The 21,918-nt window shown below is 72.8% G+C and carries 25 protein-coding genes and 1 riboswitch; of the genes, 15 read left to right on the top strand and 10 right to left on the bottom strand.

Going from position 1 to position 21,918, the window contains the following annotated elements:
* Positions 1-35 precede the first annotated feature (35 nt).
* Entirely contained in the window at positions 36-1,583 is a 1,548-nt protein-coding gene (locus ABT299_RS31620; protein WP_500252972.1) for an AMP-binding protein, read from the bottom strand.
* Between the two features lie 130 nt (positions 1,584-1,713).
* Positions 1,714-2,340 (bottom strand): TetR/AcrR family transcriptional regulator, encoded by a 627-nt coding sequence (locus ABT299_RS31615; RefSeq protein ID WP_500252971.1) that lies wholly within the window; start codon positions 2,338-2,340, stop codon positions 1,714-1,716.
* Positions 2,341-2,426: 86 nt separating this feature from the next.
* Here ABT299_RS31615 and ABT299_RS31610 point away from each other — a divergent pair, with 86 nt between their 5' ends.
* Genes ABT299_RS31610 through ABT299_RS31595 form a run of 4 tightly spaced genes read left to right on the top strand, consistent with a single transcriptional unit; the run spans position 2,427 to position 8,111 of the window.
* Entirely contained in the window at positions 2,427-4,040 is a 1,614-nt protein-coding gene (locus ABT299_RS31610) for a carboxyl transferase domain-containing protein (RefSeq protein ID WP_500252970.1), read from the top strand.
* Positions 4,041-4,096: 56 nt separating this feature from the next.
* Positions 4,097-6,034: an acetyl/propionyl/methylcrotonyl-CoA carboxylase subunit alpha gene (locus ABT299_RS31605; RefSeq protein ID WP_500252969.1), complete on the top strand. Its 1,938-nt coding sequence runs from the start codon at positions 4,097-4,099 to the stop codon at positions 6,032-6,034.
* On the top strand, positions 6,031-6,957 hold the full coding sequence (locus tag ABT299_RS31600; protein ID WP_190858747.1) for a hydroxymethylglutaryl-CoA lyase: 927 nt from the start codon (positions 6,031-6,033) through the stop codon (positions 6,955-6,957). Before ABT299_RS31605 ends, ABT299_RS31600 begins: the two co-directional genes overlap by 4 nt.
* A gap of 5 nt (positions 6,958-6,962) precedes the next feature.
* The gene (locus tag ABT299_RS31595; RefSeq protein ID WP_190858745.1) at positions 6,963-8,111 is read left to right on the top strand and encodes an acyl-CoA dehydrogenase family protein; all 1,149 of its coding nucleotides are present in this window, start codon (positions 6,963-6,965) and stop codon (positions 8,109-8,111) included.
* A 42-nt stretch (positions 8,112-8,153) separates the two neighbouring features.
* On the opposite strand, the gene ABT299_RS31590 is transcribed toward ABT299_RS31595, so the two are convergent.
* Both ABT299_RS31590 and ABT299_RS31585 read right to left on the bottom strand, forming a co-directional pair.
* Positions 8,154-8,600, bottom strand: a complete 447-nt coding sequence (locus ABT299_RS31590; protein ID WP_190858743.1) for a MarR family winged helix-turn-helix transcriptional regulator — start codon at positions 8,598-8,600, stop codon at positions 8,154-8,156.
* Positions 8,601-8,618: 18 nt separating this feature from the next.
* Complete coding sequence (locus ABT299_RS31585; protein ID WP_500252968.1) at positions 8,619-9,989, bottom strand: MFS transporter; 1,371 nt, start codon at positions 9,987-9,989, stop codon at positions 8,619-8,621.
* 87 nt (positions 9,990-10,076) lie between these two features.
* Between ABT299_RS31585 and ABT299_RS31580 the strand changes: the two genes are divergently transcribed.
* From ABT299_RS31580 to ABT299_RS31545, 8 genes are all read left to right on the top strand, one after another.
* Positions 10,077-10,994 carry a LysR substrate-binding domain-containing protein gene (locus ABT299_RS31580; protein ID WP_190858739.1) on the top strand — a complete coding sequence of 306 codons (918 nt, stop codon included), beginning with the start codon at positions 10,077-10,079 and terminating at the stop codon, positions 10,992-10,994.
* Positions 10,995-11,040: 46 nt separating this feature from the next.
* The gene (locus tag ABT299_RS31575) at positions 11,041-11,739 is read left to right on the top strand and encodes a class I SAM-dependent methyltransferase (protein WP_500252967.1); all 699 of its coding nucleotides are present in this window, start codon (positions 11,041-11,043) and stop codon (positions 11,737-11,739) included.
* Positions 11,740-11,816: 77 nt separating this feature from the next.
* Positions 11,817-12,386: a DUF4240 domain-containing protein gene (locus ABT299_RS31570; RefSeq protein WP_500252966.1), complete on the top strand. Its 570-nt coding sequence runs from the start codon at positions 11,817-11,819 to the stop codon at positions 12,384-12,386.
* 88 nt (positions 12,387-12,474) lie between these two features.
* A complete protein-coding gene (locus ABT299_RS31565) occupies positions 12,475-12,894 on the top strand; it encodes a DUF4260 family protein (protein WP_500252965.1) in 420 nt (139 codons plus the stop codon).
* 53 nt (positions 12,895-12,947) lie between these two features.
* Positions 12,948-13,120, top strand: a riboswitch (cobalamin riboswitch).
* 45 nt (positions 13,121-13,165) lie between these two features.
* Complete coding sequence (bluB, locus tag ABT299_RS31560) at positions 13,166-13,780, top strand: 5,6-dimethylbenzimidazole synthase (protein ID WP_500252964.1); 615 nt, start codon at positions 13,166-13,168, stop codon at positions 13,778-13,780.
* A gap of 56 nt (positions 13,781-13,836) precedes the next feature.
* Positions 13,837-14,718: a GNAT family N-acetyltransferase gene (locus ABT299_RS31555; protein WP_500252963.1), complete on the top strand. Its 882-nt coding sequence runs from the start codon at positions 13,837-13,839 to the stop codon at positions 14,716-14,718.
* 118 nt (positions 14,719-14,836) lie between these two features.
* Entirely contained in the window at positions 14,837-15,439 is a 603-nt protein-coding gene (locus ABT299_RS31550) for a sigma-70 family RNA polymerase sigma factor (RefSeq protein WP_190858724.1), read from the top strand.
* The gene (locus tag ABT299_RS31545; protein WP_500252962.1) at positions 15,432-16,586 is read left to right on the top strand and encodes a hypothetical protein; all 1,155 of its coding nucleotides are present in this window, start codon (positions 15,432-15,434) and stop codon (positions 16,584-16,586) included. Before ABT299_RS31550 ends, ABT299_RS31545 begins: the two co-directional genes overlap by 8 nt.
* Positions 16,587-16,666: 80 nt before the next feature.
* Here the strand turns inward: ABT299_RS31545 and ABT299_RS31540 are convergent, their stop codons facing one another.
* The gene (locus ABT299_RS31540) at positions 16,667-16,819 is read right to left on the bottom strand and encodes a DUF397 domain-containing protein (RefSeq protein ID WP_500252961.1); all 153 of its coding nucleotides are present in this window, start codon (positions 16,817-16,819) and stop codon (positions 16,667-16,669) included.
* A gap of 142 nt (positions 16,820-16,961) precedes the next feature.
* Here ABT299_RS31540 and ABT299_RS31535 point away from each other — a divergent pair, with 142 nt between their 5' ends.
* Positions 16,962-17,471, top strand: coding sequence for a DinB family protein (locus tag ABT299_RS31535; RefSeq protein ID WP_500252960.1), 510 nt, complete (start codon positions 16,962-16,964; stop codon positions 17,469-17,471).
* Between the two features lie 285 nt (positions 17,472-17,756).
* Here the strand turns inward: ABT299_RS31535 and ABT299_RS31530 are convergent, their stop codons facing one another.
* Together ABT299_RS31530 and ABT299_RS31525 are read right to left on the bottom strand one after the other, a co-directional pair.
* The gene (locus ABT299_RS31530; protein ID WP_500252959.1) at positions 17,757-18,089 is read right to left on the bottom strand and encodes a DUF397 domain-containing protein; all 333 of its coding nucleotides are present in this window, start codon (positions 18,087-18,089) and stop codon (positions 17,757-17,759) included.
* Positions 18,086-18,934, bottom strand: a complete 849-nt coding sequence (locus ABT299_RS31525; protein ID WP_500252958.1) for a helix-turn-helix domain-containing protein — start codon at positions 18,932-18,934, stop codon at positions 18,086-18,088. Before ABT299_RS31525 ends, ABT299_RS31530 begins: the two co-directional genes overlap by 4 nt.
* 186 nt (positions 18,935-19,120) lie before the next feature.
* On the opposite strand from ABT299_RS31525, the gene ABT299_RS31520 reads away from it, so the two are divergent.
* Positions 19,121-19,513, top strand: a complete 393-nt coding sequence (locus ABT299_RS31520; protein ID WP_500252957.1) for an ATP-binding protein — start codon at positions 19,121-19,123, stop codon at positions 19,511-19,513.
* A gap of 7 nt (positions 19,514-19,520) precedes the next feature.
* Here ABT299_RS31520 and ABT299_RS31515 read toward each other — a convergent pair whose 3' ends face one another.
* Positions 19,521-19,976, bottom strand: coding sequence for an Lrp/AsnC family transcriptional regulator (locus ABT299_RS31515; protein ID WP_387019559.1), 456 nt, complete (start codon positions 19,974-19,976; stop codon positions 19,521-19,523).
* A gap of 123 nt (positions 19,977-20,099) precedes the next feature.
* On the opposite strand from ABT299_RS31515, the gene ABT299_RS31510 reads away from it, so the two are divergent.
* Positions 20,100-20,648, top strand: coding sequence for an RBBP9/YdeN family alpha/beta hydrolase (locus ABT299_RS31510; protein ID WP_500252956.1), 549 nt, complete (start codon positions 20,100-20,102; stop codon positions 20,646-20,648).
* Between the two features lie 25 nt (positions 20,649-20,673).
* On the opposite strand, the gene ABT299_RS31505 is transcribed toward ABT299_RS31510, so the two are convergent.
* Both ABT299_RS31505 and ABT299_RS31500 read right to left on the bottom strand, forming a co-directional pair.
* Entirely contained in the window at positions 20,674-21,300 is a 627-nt protein-coding gene (locus ABT299_RS31505) for a GNAT family N-acetyltransferase (protein ID WP_500252955.1), read from the bottom strand.
* Entirely contained in the window at positions 21,297-21,914 is a 618-nt protein-coding gene (locus tag ABT299_RS31500) for a GNAT family N-acetyltransferase (RefSeq protein ID WP_500252954.1), read from the bottom strand. Before ABT299_RS31500 ends, ABT299_RS31505 begins: the two co-directional genes overlap by 4 nt.
* Positions 21,915-21,918: the final 4 nt, after the last annotated feature.

Here is a 21,918-nt window from a genome sequence, read left to right as displayed (position 1 = left end):
GCGGCGCCCCTCCCCCGGGCGCCGCGCGCGACCGCCTAGCCCGCCTGTTCCCGCAGGTAGGCGTCGCGGACGCGGCTGCGGCTGAGCTTGCCGGACGGGGTGCGCGGCAGCGACGCGCGGAACTCCACCCTGCGCGGGTGCTTGAGCCTGGCGAGCCGGGGCTCGCAGTGGGCGAGCAGCTCGGCGGCGAGGGCGTCGCCCGCGACGGCGCCGTCCGCGGGCTCGACGAGGGCGACGACGCGCTGCCCCCAGTCCTCGTCCGGGACGCCGATGACGGCGACGTCGCCGACGGCGGGATGCTGGAGCAGCACGGACTCGATCTCGGCCGGGTAGATGTTCACGCCGCCGGAGATGACGAGGTCGGTGCGGCGGTCGCTCATGTAGAGCCAGCCGTCCTCGTCGAGGTGGCCGAGGTCGCCGGGGGTGTAGAACTCGCCGCGCATGGTGGAGGCGGTCTTGCCCGGGTCGCGGTGGTACTCGAAGCCGGGCTGGCCGGCGGCGTAGATCAGGCCGGTCTCGCCGGGCGGCAGCTCCGCGCCCTCCGGGTCGAGGATCTTGATCCGCACGCCGTCGACGGCGCGGCCGACCGTGCCGGGATGGGCGAGCCAGTCCTGCGGGGTGGCGACGACGACGGCGCCGCTCTCGGTGGAGCCGTAGTACTCGTAGAGGACGGGCCCCCACCAGTCCATCATCCGCTGCTTGGTCTCGACGGGGATCGGCGCGGCACTGTGGTAGACCTGCCGCAGCGACGACAGGTCGTACCGGGCGCGGACGTCGTCGGGCAGGGCGAGCATGCGGTGGAACATGGTCGGCACCATGAAGGAGTTGGTGACGCCGTGCCGCTGGATCAGCTCCAGGGTCGGCTCGGGCCGGAACCGGGACGCGACGACGACGGCGTGCCCGAGGCTGAGCGCCATCATCGCGTGGACGCAGGGCGCCGAGTGGTAGAGCGGTCCGATCGCGAGGTGCACCTCGTCGCCCGGTTCGAGGCCGAGGTGGGTCATCAGCGTCGTGCGCATGACGTCGAAGAGCAGTTCCGGCGGGACGTCCGGCAGCGGGCGCCGCACGCCCTTGGGGCGCCCGGTGGTCCCGGACGTGTAGAGCATGATGGAGCCCATCCGGCGCTTGGCGGGCGGTGCGGCGCTGCCGGACGCGCACAGCCCGGCCATCGAGCGGTACCCCTCGGCCGGGTCGACGCTGATGCGCAGCTCGGCGGCGATCCCGGCCTCGTCGGCGGCTCCGGACACCACGGACGCGAAGGCGCTCTCGGTCACGACGGCCCTGGCGCCGCAGTCGGCGAGGATGTAGCCGATCTCGGGGGCGGTCAGGTGGCGGCTCACCGGGACGATGTAGAGGCCGGACTGCATCGCCGCCAGGAGGACGGTGAGGAAGTCGGGCCGGTTGCCGAGGACGGTCGCGACGGCGTCGCCGGGCCGCAGGCCGAGCCCGTCCAGGGCGTTCGACAGCCGGTTCACCTCGGCGTGCAGCTCGCCGTAGGAGACGGGGACGCCGGGGGCCAGGATCGCCGGGCGGTCCGGGTCGTTGGTCGCGATCTCGTAGAAGCCGACGCCCTCGACGCCCATACGGCTCTCCTCTGCAGCGGGTGGGATGGCCGGTGAACCTTTCATCCCATATGACCCACCCGTGGGGCGGCGCGTCAAGATTGCGGACCGTCCGGAATCCGGGGCGGCCCGGGGGCGCCGGCGCGTCCCGTCAGGCGGCTTCGAGGGCGGCGCGGGCCATGGTGTGCAGGAGGGCGCCCATCGCGTCGCGGTCGAGGCCGGCGGCGCTGCGCGGGGTGGAGTTCAGCAGGCCGAAGCAGGCGTGGACGGCGGCGCGCGTCCGCCCGTCGGGCAGGCCGGGGCGCAGCCGCCGCAGTACGGCCACCCATTCCTCCACGTAGGCGCGCTGCAGCCGGCGGACCTCGTGCCGCTGCGGCGCGGGGACGTTGTCGAGCTCGCGCTCGTGGACGGTGATGAGCGCGGGGTTGTCGAGCGCGAACGCGATGTGGAAGCGGAGCAGCGCGTCGAGGGCGCGGCCGGGGTCGGGGTCGGCGGCGCGGCGGACGCCCTCGGCGTGCAGCCGCTCGCTGATGTCGACGAGCATCTCGCCGAGGACGGCCTCCTTGCCGCTGAAGTGCCGGTAGAGGGCGGGGCCGGTGAGTCCGACGGCCCGTCCGACGTCGCCGATGGACGCCCCGTGGTAGCCGCGGGAGGCGAACAGTTCGGCCGCGGCGGCGAGGATCTCCGCGCGGCGCGGGTTCACCGCGGCGAGGGGCGGACCGGCGGCCGGGTCGCCGGGCGCCGGGTCGCTGGGCGCCGCGGCCGGGTAGGAGGTCATGGTGGGGAGTCTAGACCAAGCTTGTTAATGAGCATTAACATCTCTAGCATCGGCGTTGTTAACGAGCATTAACAGGGAAGGGGACCATGACCGGACCCGAGATCGGCAGCCGCGCCGACGTGGCCGGCGAGGCGTTCAAGGCGAACACCGCGCACAACGCCGCGCTGGCGGCCGAGCTGCGCGACCGCGTCGACCGGGCCGGGCGCGGCGGTCCCGAGCGGGCCCGCGAGCGGCACGTGGCGCGCGGCAAGCTGCTCCCCCGCGACCGGGTCGACACGCTGCTCGACCCCGGCTCGCCGTTCCTGGAGCTGTCGCCCCTCGCCGCGAACGGCATGTACGGCGACGAGGCGCCGGGCGCCGGGATCATCACCGGCGTCGGCCGGGTGTCCGGCCGCGAGTGCGTGATCGTCGCCAACGACGCCACCGTGAAGGGCGGGACGTACTACCCGATCACGGTCAAGAAGCATCTGCGCGCGCAGGAGGTGGCCCTGCACAACCGCCTCCCCTGCGTCTACCTGGTCGACTCCGGCGGCGCGTTCCTGCCCCGCCAGGACGAGGTGTTCCCCGACCGCGAGCACTTCGGCCGCATCTTCTACAACCAGGCGACCATGTCCGGGCGCGGCATCCCGCAGATCGCCGCGGTCATGGGCTCCTGCACGGCGGGCGGCGCCTACGTCCCGGCGATGAGCGACGAGGCGGTGATCGTCCGCGGCCAGGGCACGATCTTCCTCGGCGGCCCGCCGCTGGTGAAGGCCGCGACCGGCGAGATCGTGACGGCGGAGGAGCTGGGCGGCGGCGAGCTGCACTCCCGCACCTCCGGGGTGACCGACCACCTCGCCGAGGACGACGCGCACGCGCTGCGGATCGTCCGCGACATCGTCGGCACGCTCGGCCCGCGCGAGCCGCGCCCGTGGGACGTGGCGGCGCCGGAGGAGCCGGCGGTCGACCCGTCCGAGCTGTACGGCGTCGTCCCGCCCGATCCGCGCACCCCCTACGACGTGCGCGAGGTGATCGCGCGGATCGTGGACGGCAGCCGGTTCCAGGAGTTCAAGAAGGAGTACGGCACGACGCTGGTCACCGGGTTCGCGCGGATCCACGGGCACCCGGTCGGGATCGTCGCCAACAACGGCATCCTGTTCGGCGAGTCGGCGCAGAAGGGCGCGCACTTCATCGAGCTGTGCGACCGGCGCAGCGTCCCGCTGGTCTTCCTGCAGAACATCACCGGTTTCATGGTCGGCCGCGAGTACGAGGCGGGCGGCATCGCCAAGCACGGCGCGAAGATGGTCACGGCCGTGTCGTGCGCGCGCGTCCCGAAGTTCACGGTCGTCATCGGCGGCTCGTTCGGCGCGGGCAACTACGCGATGTGCGGCCGGGCGTACTCGCCGCGCTTCCTGTGGATGTGGCCGAACGCCCGCATCTCGGTCATGGGCGGGGAGCAGGCCGCGAGCGTGCTCGCGACGGTCCGCCGCGACCAGATGGACGCCCGCGGCGAGGAGTGGCCGGCCGAGGACGAGGAGGCGTTCAAGGCGCCGATCCGCGACCAGTACGAGGCGCAGGGCAACCCGTACTACTCGACGGCCCGGCTGTGGGACGACGGGGTGATCGACCCGCTCGACACCCGCCGCGTCCTCGGCCTCGGGCTGTCCGCCGCCGCCAACGCACCGCTGGAGCCGGTCGGCTACGGCGTCTTCCGGATGTGAGGGGCCCAATGTCTTCCCGGCACGGAGCCACGGCGCCTTCCCGGCGCCGGGCATCGATGTTCGACAGCGTCCTGGTCGCCAACCGGGGCGAGATCGCCGTCCGCGTGTTCCGCACGCTGCGGCGGCTCGGGATCCGGTCGGTGGCCGTCCACACCGGCGCCGACGCGCGCGCCCGGCACGTCCGCGAGGCCGACGAGGCGCTGCGCGTCCCGTCCTACCTGGACATCGACGCGGTCGTCGGCGCCGCCCGCGCGGCGGGCGCGGCGGCCGTCCACCCCGGGTACGGGTTCCTGGCGGAGAACACCGCGTTCGCGCGGGCCTGCGCGGACGCCGGCCTGGTGTTCATCGGGCCGCCCGCCGCCGCGATCGAGGCGATGGGCGACAAGATCCGCGCGAAGCGGACCGTCGCCGCGGCCGGCGTCCCGGTCGTCCCCGGGCGGGACGAGCCGGGCCTGTCGGACGCCGAGCTGGAGGCCGCCGCGCTGGAGGTCGGGCTTCCGGTGCTGCTCAAGCCGTCCGCGGGCGGCGGCGGCAAGGGCATGCGGCTGGTCCGGGACGCGGCGGACCTACCGGACGCGATCGCGTCCGCCCGCCGCGAGGCGCGCGGCTCGTTCGGCGACGACACCCTGCTCGCCGAGCGGTTCGTGGAGAACCCCCGGCACATCGAGATCCAGGTGTTCGCCGACGCGCACGGCAGCGCCGTCCACCTGGGCGAGCGCGAGTGCAGCCTGCAGCGCCGGCACCAGAAGATCGTGGAGGAGGCGCCGTCGCCGCTGCTGGACGAGGCGTCCCGCGCGCGGATGGGCGCCGCCGCCGTCGCCGCCGCGCAGGCGGTCGGCTACGTCGGCGCGGGGACGGTCGAGTACATCGTGTCCGCCGACCGCCCGGACGAGTTCTTCTTCATGGAGATGAACACCCGGCTCCAGGTCGAGCACCCCGTCACCGAGCTGGTCACCGGCCTGGACCTGGTCGAGCTCCAGCTCCGCGTCGCGGCCGGCGATCCGCTGCCGTTCGCGCAGGAGGACGTGCGGCTGGACGGCCACGCGATCGAGGCGCGCGTCTACGCCGAGGACCCGGCGCGCGGCTTCCTGCCGACGGGCGGGACGGTCCTGGCGCTCGACGAGCCGGAGGGCGTCCGCGTCGACTCGGGCCTCGACGTCGGGACGGAGGTCGGCGGGTCCTACGACCCGATGCTGGCGAAGGTGATCGTGCACGGCGGCGACCGCACCGAGGCGCTGCACCGCCTCGACCGGGCGCTCGCCGGGTACACGCTGCTGGGCGTGCCGACGAACGTGGCGTTCCTGCGGGCGCTGCTGAAGCACCCGTCCGTCGCGTCCGGCGACCTCGACACCGGCCTGGTGGAGCGGGCGCTCGACGAGCTGACCTCGGACGGCGGCGCGCCGCCGGAGGTGCTCGCCGCCGCCGCGCTGGACCGGATGCTCGCGCTGGAGCCCGCCGACGGCGACCCGTGGGCGATCCCGGACGGCTGGCGCCCCGGCGCGCACGCCTGGACGCCGTGGATCATCACGCCGTCCGGCGGCGAGCCCGTCGAGGTCCGGGTGCAGGGCCGCGCCGCGGCCGCACGGGTGGCCGTCGGGGACGGCGAGCCGGTGGACGCGTCGCTGACCGGTTCGACCCTCACCTACGGCGGCCGGACGGTCTCGTTCACCGCCGCCCGCGACGGGCGCACGCTCTGGCTCGGGCGCGGCGGGCGCGCGTGGGCGCTGGCCGAGCACGTCAAGGCGGAGGGCGGCGCCGCGGCGGACGCGTCCGGCGACGGCGTCCTGCGCAGCCCGATGCCCGGCACCGTCCTGGCGGTCAAGGTCGGCGAGGGCGACCGGGTGGACGAGGGGCAGCCGCTCGTCGTCGTCGAGGCGATGAAGATGGAGCACACCGTCACCGCGCCGCGCGCCGGCGTCGTGGCGCAGCTGCCGGCCCGCGCGGGCGCCCAGGTCGCCCTGGACGCGGTGCTGGCCGTGATCGAGGAGGCATGATGGCGACACCGCTGCCGGGCCTGCCCGACCGCGTCACGATCTACGAGGTCGGGCCGCGGGACGGGCTGCAGAACGAGAAGGCGGTCGTCCCGGTCGAGGTGAAGTCGGAGTTCGTCACCCGGCTCGCGGGCGCGGGGCTCACCACGATCGAGACGACGAGCTTCGTCCATCCGAAGTGGGTGCCGCAGCTCGCCGACGCCGAGGAGCTGCTCGGCGTGCTCCCCCGGTCCGGCGACGTCCGGTACCCGGTGCTCGTGCCGAACGAGCGGGGCCTGGACCGGGCGCTCGCGAACGGCATCACCGAGATCGCGATCTTCGGGAGCGCCACCGAGACGTTCGCGCGCCGCAACCTCAACCGGACCGTGGACGAGTCGATCGCGATGTTCGCGCCCGTCGTGGAACGCGCGCGCGCCGAGGGGCTGTGGGTGCGCGCCTACGTGTCGATGGCGTGCGGCGACCCGTGGGAGGGCGACGTCCCGATCGAGCAGGTCGTGTCCGTCGCGTCCCGGCTGATGGACCTCGGCTGCTCGCAGCTGAGCATCGGCGACACGATCGGCGTCGGCACGCCCGGCCACGTCACCGCGTTGATCGAGGCGCTGGCCGCGGCGGGCATCGGCACCGACCGGCTCGCCGTGCACTTCCACGACACCTACGGGCAGGCGCTCGCCAACACCCTCGCCGCGCTGCGCGCCGGCGTCACCGTCGTGGACGCGTCGGCGGGCGGCCTCGGCGGCTGCCCGTACGCCGAGAGCGCCACCGGCAACCTGCCCACCGAGGACCTCGTCTGGATGCTGAACGGGCTGGGCGTCGAGACGGGCGTCGACCTCGACGCGCTCGCCGCCACCAGCCGCTGGATGGCCGGGCGGCTCGGCCGTCCGAGCCCGTCCCGCGTCGTCCAGGCCCTGTCACCGAAATCGGAGTAACCCTGATGATCGACTTCAAGCTCAGCGACGAGCAGGAGGAGCTGCGGCGCACCGTCGAGCGGTTCGCGCGCGAGACCGTGGCCCCGGTGATCGGCGACCTGTACGAGCGCGGCGAGTTCCCGTACGACATCGTCGCGGCGATGGGCAAGATGGGGCTGTTCGGGCTGCCGTTCCCCGAGGAGCACGGCGGCATGGGCGGCGACTACTTCGCGCTCTGCCTGGCGCTGGAGGAGCTGGCGCGGGTCGACTCGTCCGTGGCCATCACGCTGGAGGCGGGCGTCTCGCTCGGCGCGATGCCGATCTACCGGTTCGGGTCGGACGAGCAGAAGGCGCGCTGGCTGCCGATGCTGACGTCCGGTGAGAAGCTCGCCGGGTTCGGGCTGACCGAGCCGGGCGGCGGCTCCGACGTCCCGGGCGGGATGCGGACGACGGCCCGGCTGGACGGCGACTCGTGGGTGATCAACGGGTCGAAGGCGTTCATCACCAACTCCGGCACCGACATCACCGCGTTCGTGACCGTCACCGCGTTCACCGGCGACGGCGAGATCTCCACGATCATCGTGCCGAGCGGCACGCCCGGCTTCACGGTCGGCCGCAAGTACTCCAAGGTCGGCTGGTCGTCCTCGGACACCCGCGAGCTGTCGTTCGACGACGTCCGCGTCCCGGCGGAGAACCTCGTCGGCGAGCGCGGCCGGGGCTACGCGCAGTTCCTGCGGATCCTGGACGAGGGCCGGATCGCGATCGCCGCGCTGTCGGTCGGCCTGGCGCAGGGCTGCGTGGACGAGTGCCTGCGCTACGCCGGCGAGCGGGAGGCGTTCGGCAAGGAGATCGGCCGCTACCAGGCGATGCAGTTCAAGATCGCCGACATGGAGGTCCGCGCGCACACGGCCCGCCTCGCGTACTACGCGGCGGCGGCGAAGATGCTGGCCGGGGAGCCGTTCAAGAAGGAGGCGGCGATCGCCAAGCTCGTCGCGTCCAACGCGGCGATGGACAACGCCCGCGACGCCACGCAGGTCTTCGGCGGGTACGGCTTCATGAACGAGTACGCCGTCGGCCGCTTCTACCGCGACGCGAAGATCCTGGAGGTGGGCGAGGGGACGTCCGAGGTCCAGCGCATGCTGATCGCCCGCGCCCTCGGCCTGCCCGCGTCCTGACCGCGTGTGCGGGAGGGGGCGCGGCCCTCTCCCGCGCCCGGGTCACTCGACGAGGCGGTCCAGGACGGCGAACGCCTTCAGGACCGTCTCGCGCTCCTCTTCGGTGCAGTGGTCCTGGAGGGCGCGGCTCAGCCATTCTTCGCGGGCCTGCCGGGAGCCCTCGACCCATTCGCGCCCGGCGTCGCTCGGCGTGACCAGCTGGCGGCGGCCGTCCTCGGGGTCGGGGTCGCGGCGGATGAGACCGCGCTCCTCCAGGACGGCGATCGTGGCGGCCATGGACTGCGGGCGGACCCGCTCGGCCGCGGCGAGCGCGCTCGCGCTGGCCGCGCCGTCCTTGAGCAGCCGGCTCAGCACCGCCGTCTGCGACGGTGTGAGATCGTGGGCTCCGCCGATCTCGCGCAGCCTGCGGCGCAGCCGGCTGAACACGACCCGCACCTCCCGGGCGGCCCGGGCGGCCGAGGGGGAGATGGGCTCGACGCTGTCGCTCATGACCCCAGTGTAATTTATTCAGTCTGAACTGTCCAGTTCAAGCTGATCAAAACGGCTCCGCGGCCGGGCGGCGAGGCCGACCACCGCGGCGGCCGGAGCGGCCACCGCGACCAGCACGGACCCGGTCGCGGTCAGCGTCCCCAGCGTGCCGAAGACCGCCACGCCGAGCGCGGTGCCGGTCTGCCGGGCCGCGTTGAGCGCCCCCTGCCCCGTCGCCGCCAGCCGCAGCGGGACGGCCGCCGACATGTCGGCGATGCACGCCGGGATCGCCAGCGGGCTCCCGGTCCCGATCAGTATCTGGACGGCGAACACCGTCCACAGCGACGCCCCGCCTCCCGCGAGGACGAGCCCGCCCAGCACGTCCATCGCCATCCCCGCGAGCATCACCCGCCGTGCCCCGAACCGGACGACGAGCCGGCCCGTGACCATCGGGACGAACGCCACCGGGACGGTCATCGGCAGGAACGCCAGCCCCGCCCGCAACGCCGTCAGCCCGCGCTCGTCCACCATCCACTGGGTCAGCGTGAACAGCAGGCCGTAGTAGACGAGCTGCGACGCGACCGCGACGACCAGGTCCACGCGGACCCGGCGCAGCGCCATCAGCGCGGGCGGCAGCACCGGCGACGCCGCCCGCCGCTGCGTCGCCGGGAGAACGGCGACGGCCGCGAGCGCGGCGAGCAGCGCCACGGCGGGCGGGACCCGCAGCCAGCCGCTCGTCCCCGCGTCCACCAGCCCGAACGTCAGCGCGGTGAGCCCGGCGACCGACAGCAGCAACCCGGTGCGGTCGATCGGCCGCGCCGTCCCCGACCGGTGCCCGCTCAGCCCGCCCGACGCCGCGAGCGCCAGCACCGCGACCGGGACGTTCACCAGGAACACCAGCCGCCATCCGGCGAGCGACACCAGCGCGCCGCCGAGCACCGGTCCCGCGACGATGCCGAGGCCGGTGATCGAGACGAGCGCGCCGATCCGGCGGGACCGCTCGTCCGGGTCCGGGTAGAGCGCGGCGAGCAGCGCCATCGACGCGGGCACCAGCCCGGCGGCGGGCACGCCGAGCAGCGCCCGGCCCGCGATCAGGAGCCCGGCGCCGGGCGCGGCCGCGCAGAGCAGCGCGACGGCGGCGAACGCGCCGAGCGCCGCCCGGTACACCCGGCGCGGGCCCCACCGGTCGGCGACCGAGCCGGACGCGAGCATCAGTCCGGCGAGCACCACCGTGTAGGCGTCCACCGCCCAGGGCAGTGCCGCCGCGGGCGCGTGCAGGTCGCGCCGCATGTCGGGCAGCGCCACGTTGAGGATCGTCGCGTCCATCGCGATCATGAAGTTGCCGGCCGCGATGCCGGCGAACCGGAGCGGGGCGCCCCGCCGGGCCGGCGGGCTGTCGGGGATCGTCATGGCCACGACCCTCGCCGTCCGGCCGCCCCGCCCGACAGGCCGTGGATCCGATGGGGCCATCGAGAAGTCCGATGGCATAATCCGGACGTGGATTCGCGCTACCTGCGGGCCTTCGTGGCCGTGGCGGAGACCGGGGGCATCTCCTCCGCCGCCGAGCGGCTCGGCTACGCCCAGTCGAGCCTCAGCATCCAGCTGCGCCGGCTGGAGGACGACCTCGGCGTCCGCGTCCTGGCCCGCACCAGCACCGGCACCGCCCTCACCGACGCGGGCCGCCGCCTGCTGCCCTACGCGGTGCAGTCCCTCGAACTGGAGGACCGGATGCGCCGCGCCGCGCGCGACCAGGCCCCGCGGCTGCGCGTCGGCGCCCTGGACTGCCTCGCCGACGAGTGGACGACCGACCTGCTCGCCGCCTTCCAGCACGGCGCCGCCGGCCCGGGCACCGCGCGCGAGGTGGACCTGGCGGTCGGCGACCGCGCGTTCCTCGCCGCCGGGCTAGAGGCCGGCCGTCTCGACCTCGTGTTCGTCTACGACAACGGCGTCCCCGCCACGGGCCCCCACGAGATCGTCGCCGAGGACCGCGTCGTCCTGGTCGCCGCGCCCGAGCACCCCCTCGCCCAGGCGTCGCCGCTGGATCCGGCCGCGCTGATGGCGGCGGAGTTCCTCATCGTCAACCCCGAGTGCACGTCCGAGATGCTGACCCGCCGCTACGGCCGCGCCCTCGGCCCGGGCACCCGCATCGGCATGGCCACCGGCTCCCTCGCCGCGCTGCGCCGGATGGCCGCGCTCGGCCGCGGCGTCGCGCTCGTCCCGGAGACGGCCGTCCGCGCCGAACTCGACGCCGGCGACCTCGTCCGGCTCGATCCCGCCGTCGACGAGGTCACCGGCGTCCACGTCGAGGCCCGGTGGCGTCCCGGTGCCGAGCCCCTGGTCCGCCCCCTGGTCGAGCTGGCCCGGAGGTCCGCCGGCCTGGCGCGCGGCGAGGCCGGTGCGGCTCGGGCGTCTTGACGGCGGGCGTCTTGACGGCGGCGGACCGCCGTCCGACGATTCGATCATGGCGACGGCAGAGGACGGCGCGGCGGCGGACGGGCGGCGCGCCGGGACGGGCCCCGGCGAGATCGCGGACGACGGGTCGGCGGTCGAGTTCTACGCCGCGCTCCCGCCGGACGTCGCGAGCGCCGCGCTCGTCCACACGACGATCCCGGCCGGCACGCCGGTCCTGGAGCTGGGCGCGGGCACCGGGCGGGTCACCCGCCCGCTGGTCGGGTTCGGCCATCCGGTGACGGCGGTGGACGGCTCCGCGGCGATGCTCGCCCGGATCGAGGGCGCGCGGACGGTGTGCTCGCCGATCCAGGATCTGGACCTGCCCGACCGGTTCGGCTGCGTCCTGCTGATGTCGTACCTGGTCAACTACGGCGACCGGGCGGCGCTCCTCGCGGCCTGCCGGCGCCACGTCCGGCCGGACGGCGTGGTCGTCGTCCAGCGCGACACGGGAAGGCACTGGCACGACGACGCGCCCCGGGAGTGGACGCACGACGGCGTCCGCTACCGGGTGGCGCACCTGGAACGGCCCGGCCCCGGAACGGTCGTCGCGACGCTCGAATACCGGATCGGCGAGCGGCGCTGGACGCACACCTTCACCAACCGGCACCTCGGCGACGAGGAGCTTCCCGCCGTGCTGGACGCGGCGGGCCTGCGCCTCGGCCACTTCCTGGACGACGACGGCGCCTGGTTCACCGCCCGCCCCCGCTGACCCGCGGCCCGGCCTGTCGGACCCGTGCGGCACATTGGTCCGCGAAAACGGCGGAGCCGACGCATGCGGGAGGACCGATGGACGAGCGGACGTGGTGGGCCCTGATCGAGGACGCGCGGGCCGAGGCCGGTGCGCACGCCGACGACCGCGACTCCCCCGACGACCCGCTGATCGACCTGGTGGCCGACCGGCTCGCGGAACTGGACGGCCCCGGCATCGTCGCGTTCGACGCCATGCTGACGCGCGTCCTCGACTCGGCGTACCGGCGGCCGCTCTGGAACGCCGCCTACCTCATCGAGGGCGGCTGCGGCGACGACGGATTCATGGACTTCCGCGCCGGGCTCGCGCTGCTGGGACGCGACGTGTTCGCGCGCGCCGTCGACGACCCCGACACGCTGGCCGACGTCCCCACGGTGGTGCGGATGGCCCGGGAGGACGAGGGGTGGATCGGCGCGGAGGGCCTGCACTACGCGGCGCGCAGCACCTACAAGCGCGTCATGGGAGAGACCGAGTCGTTCGACGCGGCGATGGAGTCGGCCGTGCGCTCGATGCGGCGGCCCGAGCGTCCCGCGGGCGAGAACTGGGACGTCGAGGACGACGCCGAGACCCGGCTGCACCTGCCCCGGCTGGCCGCCCTGTTCCTCTGAGCGGTTGTGTCTCCATGAGCTTGACAGCTAATGGCATTAGCCTTAGCTTGTAGCTAACGCCATTAGCCAAGCAGGAGGGCACCAGGCCATGAGCACCGCCACCGTTCCGACCGTCCGCAAGGGTTCCGCCGCGCTCGTGGCCCGCCGCACCGCCTGGGGCGCGAACGCGCTGTTCTGGACCGCGTTCGCCGTCCTCGAAGGCGTCAACCACGGCTGGCTCGCCGCGCTCCTCGCGGTCGCGTTCTTCATCGCGCCCGACCTCACCTTCCTGGCCGGGATCCGGGACGCGCACACCGTCGAGCGCGGGCAGCTCCCGGCACGCGCCGTCCCGTACTACAACGCCGCGCACCGCGCGCTGGTCCCGCTCGCGCTCATCGCGCTCTACACCGTCGCTCCGTTCGCGTGGGCTCCGATCTTCGCCGGGCTCTGCGGCTGGATGGCGCACATCTCGATCGACCGCGCCGTCGGCTACGGCCTGCGCACCAAGGACGGCTTCCAGCGCCACTGACCCCCTCCCCCGACCCGAAGGCGGGCACCGCTACGATCGCGGACGGCGTGAACTGACGCGAGGTGCCCCTCGGGGAGAATCGGGAAGCCGGTGCGAATCCGGCACGGGCCCGCCGCGGTGACCGGGAAGCCGCCGCCCACGCGCGCACGCGCGGCCACTGGCCGTCAGGCCGGGAAGGCGGGCGGTGAGGCGTCGATCCGGGAGTCCGAAGACCGGCCTCGCTCCACCGGCCGCCCGCCCCGGGCGGCCCGACCGCAGCGGGAGCCTGCCCATGAACCTGTACGACGTCATCCACCGCCGCCGCGATGTACGCGCCGAGTTCACCGGCGCGCCGATCCCGGACGGCGTCCTCGACCGCGTCCTCACCGCCGCGCACGCCGCCCCCAGCGTCGGCCTCTCCCAGCCCTGGGACTTCGTGCTGGTCCGCGACCCGGACGTCCGCCGCGCGTTCCACGACCACGTCCGGTCCGAGCGCGACGCGTTCGCCGCCACCCTCACCGGCGACGCCGCCGCCCGCTTCGCCCGCATCAAGATCGACGGGGTGCTCGAATCCACCGTGTCGATCGTGGTGACCTACGACGCCGAGCGCGGCGGCCCCGCCGTCCTCGGCCGGCACGCGATCGCCGACGCCGGCCTGTACTCCGTCTGCCTGGCCGTCCAGAACCTCTGGCTGGCGGCGACGGCGGAGGGACTGGGCGTCGGCTGGGTGTCGTTCTACCGCGAGCCCTACCTGCGCGACCTCCTCGGCATCCCGGCGGGCGTCCGGCCGGTCGCCTGGCTGTGCGTCGGGCCGGTCACGCACCTGGAGGCCGTCCCGGACCTCGAACGGCACGGCTGGCGCCACCGCCGCCCCCTCCACGCGGCCGTCCACCACGACCGCTGGTGAGCACGGCACCCGAATAATCAGGTGCGCCGCCCCGCCCATGGCGTGATCATGCCTGCATGGACCCCGTACGCATCAGGCGCATGTCGCGGGACGACCTCGTCGCGACCGAGCGCGCGGCGGCGGTGACGTTCCTCGAAGGCGACCGCCTCAGCCGGCGGGTGGGCGAACCGGACCCGGAACCGCCGACGGAGGAGCAGTCCCGCCGCCTGATCGACCGCCTGGGCCACTTCCTGTCCGTCGACCCGGACGGCTGCTGGCTCGCCGAAGAGGGCCGGGACGTCGTGGGCTTCGCCGTCTCCCAGAACCGCGAAGGGCTCTGGTACCTGGCGACCTACGGCGTCCTGCCCGGCCGGCAGGGGAAGGGCATCGGCAAGCGCCTGATGGACGCCGTCCTCGCGCACGCCGGCGACCGGCCGGGCCTGTTCTCCTCGACGGTGCATCCGGCGGCGACGCGCCGCTACCGTCTGGCGGGCTTCACCCTGCACCCGCAGATGCGGATGGTCGGCACCGTCGACCGGTCCACGCTGCCAGCCGTCCGCGGACTGCGGGACGGGCGCGCCGACGACCTCGAATGGATGGACCGGCTGGACACCGCCGTCCGCGGCGCGGGCCACGGCCCCGACCACGTCCACATGCTGGAGACGCTGCGGCTGGTCGTCTCCGACGCGCCCGGCCGGCGCGGCTACGTCTACATCGACGAGGGCGCGGGACGTCCCGCGCTGCTGGCCGCCGACCGTCCCGAGACCGCCGAGACCCTGCTGTGGGAGGCGCTCGCCGCCGCGCGCGGGGACACCCTCGTCAACTGCATCACCACCGACAACCACTGGGCGGTGGACGTCGGCCTCGCCGCCCGCCTCGACATCGGCCAGGAGGGCTACATCGCCGTCCGCGGCATGCCCGCCCCCGCCCCCTACCTGGCGAGCGGCCACTACCTGTGACCCGGCCGTCCTGCCGCGAGAAGGGGTGGGACGCTTCCGGGCAATCAAGGACGTGACCCCCCTCCACGCCTCCAGAAGGGTCCCGCATGACCCTTCCTCCAGCGCCACGGGACGAGCCGTGACGGGCGCCCCCTCCGAAACGGGCGCCCCGGCGGAGCCGGAGCCGTCGGACGCCGACGTCATCGCCGCCGCGCGGCGCGACCCCGAACGGTTCGCGGACCTTTTCGACCGGCACTACCGGGACATCCACCGCTACGTGGACCGGCGGCTCGGCGCGGACGCCGCGGACGACATCGCGGCCGAGACGTTCCTGATCGCCTTCCGCCGCCGCGCCGTGTTCGACCCGGCGCACACCTCGGCGCGCCCCTGGCTGTACGGCATCGCGACCCGCCTGATCAGCCGCCACCGCCGCGACGAGCTGCGCCGCTACAAGGCGATGGCCCGGATGCGCACCGCCGACGTCGTCGAGAGCCACGAGAGCAGCGTGACCTCGGCGGTGGACGCCGCGAGCTTCGGCCTGAGCCCGGCCCTGGCGCGCCTGCGGCACGGCGACCGCGACGTCCTGCTCCTCGTGGCGCTGGCCGAACTCAGCTACCCGGAGGTCGCCGAAGCCCTCGGAATCGCCTACGGGACGGTCTGCTCGCGGCTGAGCCGCGCCCGCAAACAGGTCCGCGCCGCATTGCGCGCATCGGGACACGACGAGGAGGACGACCGTGGATGATCTGACCCTCATCAGCCGGATGCACACCGCCGAGCGACCCCCGTCCCCCGAGACCACGCACGCGGCCCGCCGCCGCCTCCTGGCCGAGGCCGCCGCCCCGCGCCGCCGCCTCGCGCGGCTCTTCCAGCCGAAGCGGAGGGCAGCGCTGGTCGCGGCGGCCACCGCATGCGCGCTCGCCGCCGCCTCATGGACGGCTTACCGAGGGGAGACGCGGCCCCTCTACCATCCCGAACCCCTGGCCGACCAGAACGGCCCCGCCTCCACGTTCCTGCTCGCCGCTGCCGACGCCAGCACAAGGCACGCCTCCGACGGGCGCCTGTGGTACGTCCACCGCGTGGTGGGCAAGTCGGTGGTGGTTCCGTCCACCCGTCATCACGGTGCCCACTACACCGTGCAGACCACCAAGGACGCCTACATCCTCAGCGCCAAGTCGGCGAAGGACTTCGGCCCGCTCCCCGGCGGCGAAAGGGAAACGACGACCAGCCTGGGCTGGGACGGCGAGAAGGTCGCGGTCCGGCCCGCAACGCCCGCCGACGGTAAGGCGTGGAGAGCGGACGGGCGCCCCGACGCGGCGCAACTCGGCATCAGGGACCTGGACGACGAGGTCGGCAGCCCGTTCCTGCAGGAGGGCGCCGAACTCGACTTCGGCGTCGACGCTGCGCGCCGGCTCCCCGCCAACCCGTCCAAGCTGCGCGCATGGCTCCTGAACTACGCGACGAAGTTCGACCACCGGCGCCTGCGCGCCCCGGACCTCTACCTCTTCCTGAACGCCCCCTCCCTGCTCGCCGACCGCGCGGTCACCGACCGGGTCCGGATCGCCACGTACCGGATGCTCGCCGGGCTCCGCGACGTCAAGACGATCAACGACACCGACGCCGCCGGACACCCGGGACGAGGCGTCGCGATGAGGCAGACCACCCGCGACTACGGCACGATCGAGTGGCAGTTGCTCATCGACCCCGAGACCGGACGGCTCACCGCCAGCCAGGGCATCGTGGTGACCCCCGGTCCGAAGAACGCGGGCCTGCGGCCCGGCACCCGCCAGTTCTTCGAGATCGTCAAGGCGGCCGAGTGGACCAACGCCCCCCGCGACAGCCTCCTGCCCAAGTGGATCCTCAATCTGAACCGGCCCCCATCGACGAACTGACCTCCTCCGGCCGCCCATGTGGACGGTCGAGCAAGGGAAGGGGGGCGGATGCTTCGCGCATCCGCCCCTAGGTGCCCGCGTCAACGAGTGAGGTCGAGGGGACCGGCCTTGACGTCGGCGAGCAGGGACGCCCACCCGGACGGCGCGACCGCCAGCACCGCCCCGTCCGGATCCTTAGAGTCCCGCACCGCCACCCATCGCTCCCCTGTCGCTGCCGCTCCCAAGAGCCGCACTTGGAGATCTCGCGCAGTTCGTGATCAGCCCCGAGCCGGGCGAGCCGCCAGACGGTCCGAGCCCGAGCACGACGATGCCACTGCCAACGCCGATGCGGCCTTATCGATCATTGATGCGGCGGGAGTCATTAAGCTGACACCGGTGACCACCGAACGCCCGGATGTGCCGCTGATCGCCGACGAACGTGCCCTGCTCCGCGCCAACCTCGACTACCACCGCGCCACCCTCGCATGGAAATGCGACGACCTGAGCGACGACGACCTGCGCGTGCAAGCGTCGAAACCCTCAGCGCTCTCGCTGCTCGGGCTGGTCCGTCACATGGCCGAGGTCGAACGCACCTGGTTCCGCAAAACCGTGAACGGCGAGCGCCACCTGCCCAACGTCTGGTCCCACGCCGACGACTACCAGACCGCCTACGACCCGACCAGCTGCACCCGCGACGAAGCCTTCACCGCCTGGCGAACCGAAGTCGAACACTCCCGCCGCATCGAGCACGCCGCCCCGTCTCTGGATCTGGTCGTCCACCAGCCCCGCTGGAACGAGAACGTCTCGCTCCGCTTCGTCATGCTGCACATGATCCACGAGTACGCACGACACAACGGCCACGCCGACCTCATCCGCGAAGCCATTGACGGCACCGTAGGCGCTTGAGGCCCTCCCCCGCTGTCACACCATCTCGCCGTTCGCGTGAGAGCGGCTCTTCGTGACGGCCGTGCGTGCTAGCGGTGGTACTACGGCGGGGTTGGATGTTCTTGTACGGGTGTGGACGTACGGGAGGCCGCGGGGGCCGGTCAGGGACCCTGTACCGACAAGGCCTACTCCAGCCGGCACTCCGCGCCCATCTCCGCCGGCGGGGCATCAAGGCGATCGCCTCCAGCAAGATCGCGCTTCGCGACCTCACCCAAGATCCCGCCGGACACGACCCGGGTGCCCGCGTCAGCGAGCTAGGTCGAGGGAACCGGCTTTGACGTCGGCGAGCAGGGACGCCCACCCGGACGGCGCGACGGCCAGCACCGCCCCGTCCGGATCCTTGGAGTCCCGCACCGCCACCCGGCGCTCCCCCGCCGCCACCTCAACGCACTGCCCGCTGCCACCTTCACTGTGGCTGCTCTTCCGCCAGGCAGGGGCGGCCTCGACACACTCTTGGCCTTCACCCCCGCTGTGGCTGCTCTTACGCCGCGCAGAGGCGACCTCGACGCACGACGAACCTTCGCTCCCACTGCGCCTGCTCTTGCGCCACGAAGAGAAGACGAACTCCTGACTGGTCATGACTCTGACACTATCCGCTCGATGAACTCTCGGGATGCAGACGGGGACAAGGCTCTTGCTCTTTGGTGATCGAAGACGACATCGTAACGACGTATCTCGACCGGATCTTCCAAATACCAGCCTGTCGTCAGATTCTCAACCAGCACTACCGAGAGCTCGCTCGTCACCAAGGTAGTGAAAGAACCGTTGAGCCCAGGGTGGCCACCTACCTCAAACGGGAGAACCTGGAAGGTCACGTTCGGCAACAGAGACAACTCCACAAGCCTCCTGAGCTGGGCTTTCATCACCCGAGACCCACCGAACTGCTGCCTCAACACAGCCTCACTTGCTATCACCCACAGATGGGGCGGCTTCGGTCCGAACAGCACCTGCTGGCGGCGCATGCGCACCTCCACGAGACCATCCACGGCGGGAGGCGTGCCCAGCGAGATTCCAGACCCAATGACCTCCCGAGCGTATTCCTCAGTCTGCATAAGGCCAGGGACAAGGTGGAGTTCATGGCTCTTTATCGATGAAGCTTCAGCCTCCAACGAGATGTAGTCGAGTGCCGCGGGAGCCAGTTTGCCTTCATGACGGAGCCACCAGCCCTTCTTGCCGGAGTCTCGGGCGAGATCGAAGAGGTACTGGCGCTCGTCAGGGTCGCTGATCTCGTAGCGGTCGAGCATGTGCTCTAGGGAGGGGCGACGGATGCCGCGTTTGCCGGTTTCGAGCTTGCTCAGCGAGGACGGGGTGCGGTTGAGCAGGCGGGCGGCCTTCTGGAGGGTGAGCCCTCGTTCCTCGCGGATGGCGCGAAGGCGCTGGCCGAGCTTGCGGCTTCGCATGGTCGGGCGCTGCGCGTTCTCCATGGAGTAATCATGCCTTGACTTTGCGTGACGCTGAAGGTTTCCAACGAAGGCGGCAACAGTGCCTCGGTCAAAAGTGACTGAGTCACTGTTGCCCGAGGACCTGCGGACGAGGACGGCGAACGCATCGTTCGGCGGCGGACGTCCGGCTCATTCTTTTCGGCGACAGCGATGCGAAGGGAGTGGGCGATGACTGCGCCGACCATGAGGTTCGACGCGCTTCTGTTGCCGGGGATGGACCGGGCGGTGGGGCACGCGCGGCGCTGGCTGCGCGACGTGCTGGGCCTGGAGCATCCGTGCCTGGACGACGCGGCGCTCTGCATGAGCGAGCTGCTGACGAACGCGCTGCGCTACACCGAGTCGGGACGGGACGGCCAGATCCGCGTGGAGGTGACCTACTCGGCGCGGACCGTCCGGATGGAGGTGATCGACGACGGGCGGGCGGCGACCGTCCCGCACGTCGCCGAGGCGGCCGAGCTGGACGTCACCGGCCGCGGCCTGCTGATCGTCGCGTCCCTCGCGAAAGCGTGGGGCATGGAACGGCGCGCCGAGGGCCACGCCGTCTGGTTCGAGCTCCAGTAGCCGCGGATCACGGCGCCGCCGGCGTGGCGTCGGTCAGCGGCTTCGGCGGATAGGCGCGGAGCACGAGGGACGTGGTGACGGGGCCGTACCGGGCCAGCGCGTCGACGACTTCTTCGAGCCGTCCGGCCTGCGGGCAGTGGACGTCGAAGATGAGGCAGTCTTCCCCGGTGACCCTGAGGACGGAGGTGATCTCGGAAGTCCGGGAGGCGAAGTCCAGGGCGGGTGAGAGCCGGGCGTGCGTGGTGCGCAGCCGGACGACCGCGTGGATGTTCAGCCCGAGGGCTTCCGGGTCGACCAGGGCCCGGTAGCCGGTGATGACGCCGCTCTTCTCCAGCCGCTGGATGCGGGCGCTGGCCGCGGGCTGCGAGAGCCCGACGCGGCGTCCCACCTCCGCGCCGGTCAGCCGGCCTTCGGCCTGGAGCAGGGCGAGGATGTCACGGTCTATCCGGTCGAGTGATTCCATTGTCGTCCGCACCATCTTCTTTGAGATCACTTGCAACACGGCCGCCGCCCCGATGCATCCACCAGAATCCGCGTCGAGCGCCCTCATGATCGCAAGGGGCGACGAGTGAAACGGTGGTGGGCAGTGACCGCGTACATCATCATCCCGGGCATCGACGGCTCGGACGGCCGGCACTGGCAGACCTTGTGGGAGCGGGAGTGGGGCGCCTCGGCGGTGAGGATCTCCCCCGCCTCATGGTCCGCCCCCGACCTGGACGACTGGGTCGGCGCTGTGCAGAAGGCCTACGACAACGCCTCGCGGCAGGACGGCCAGGTCGTGCTGGTAGCCCACAGCCTGGGCTGCTGGGCGGCGTCCGCCTGGCTGCTCAAGAATCCCTCAAGCCCGGTAGGCGGCGCGTTCCTGGTCGCGCCGCCCGACCCAGCCGGGTCGGCGTTCCCACGCCAGGCGGCCTCGACGTTCACCGACGTGTCGGCGCAGTCATTGCCATGCCCGGCCCTGGTGGTGGGCAGCGCCGACGACCCGTACTGCACTCCCGAGACGGCCGCCGCTTTCGCGGCGCGCTGGGAGGCACGATTCCATCTGGTGGGCGCATACGGACACATCAACTCCACCAGCGACCTGGGCTCCTGGCAGCACGGCCGCGAACTCCTGAACTCGCTGCCCCAGCACTGATCGCCCACCACAGGTCGCGGTGCTGTCAGGGCTGGACGGCCTCCCCCAGGCGGTTCGCCATCGTCGTCTCCACGGACGGCCACTCGGCGGCGATCACCGAGAACACGGCTGTGTCGCGCAACTCGCCTTCCTCACCGGCCACCCACGACTCCGAGTAACTGCGCAGGACGCCCTCGAACTGCGCGCCGAGCCGCTCGATCGCCCGCCGCGACCGCTCGTTCCGCGCATCCGTCTTCAACTCCACGCGGGCCACGCCCAGCGTCTCGAACGCGTAGCCGAACAGGAGCTTCTTCGCCTCGACGTTGATGCCGGTGCCCTGCGCGGACGCGGCCAGCCACGTCCACCCGATCTCGACCGCGCGCAACCGGTCCCGGCCGGGCCACGGCTGCGGATGCAACAGCGCGGTGTGCCCGACCGCCCTCCCATCCGCCACTCTGACCTGCGCGAAGGCCATGAGTTCAGGACGGTCGAGCTTGTCGGAGACGTACGCCTCCATGCCGGCCGCGGAGGGCACCGGAGTGAACCCGTACGACGACCTGTTCTCCTCGGCGGCCTCCGCGAGCTCGGACACATGCCGCATCGACAGCGGCTTCAGCCGTACCACCGTCCCGTCCAGCACCGGCACGCGCGCGGGAAAGCCGCTCGCCGTCACCTCGCGACGGTCCCCGCCAGCCGGTTCGTCATGGCCGTCTTCACCGACGGCCACTCCGACTCGACCACCGAGAACATCGCCGAGTCGCGCAGCGTGCCCTCCTCGCCCGGCGCCCACGACGGCGACCAGCTCCGCAGGACGCCCTCGAAGTGCACGCCGAGCCGCTCGATCGCCCGCCGCGACCGCTCGTTCCGCGCATCCGTCTTGAGATCGACGCGCGCCACGCCCAGCGTCTCGAAGGCGTAGGTGAACAGCAGCTTCTTCGCCTCGACGTTGATGCCGGTGCCCTGCGCGGACGCCGCCAGCCACGTCCAGCCGACCTCGATCGCGCACAGCCGGTCCGTGCCGGGCCACGTCCGCGGATCCCAGAGGCCGGTGTGCCCGACCGCCTTCCCGTCCGCGAGCCTGACCTGCGCGAACGGCGTCAGCCCGGGCCGCGCGAGCTGCCCGGCGACATAGGACTCCATGTCCGCCGCCCCGGGCACGAGCGTGAACCCGTACGACGACCGGTTCTCCTCGGCGGCCTCCGCCAGCTGCGGCACATGCTCCAACGACAGCGGCTCCAGCCGGACGAGCGTCCCGGCCAGCACAGGAACATCAAGGCGTACGCCCATGAGC

This window comes from Spirillospora sp. NPDC000708, from assembly GCF_040299565.1.
GTDB lineage: Bacteria > Actinomycetota > Actinomycetes > Streptosporangiales > Streptosporangiaceae > Spirillospora.
This window is presented reverse-complemented; position numbering and strand designations above follow the sequence as displayed.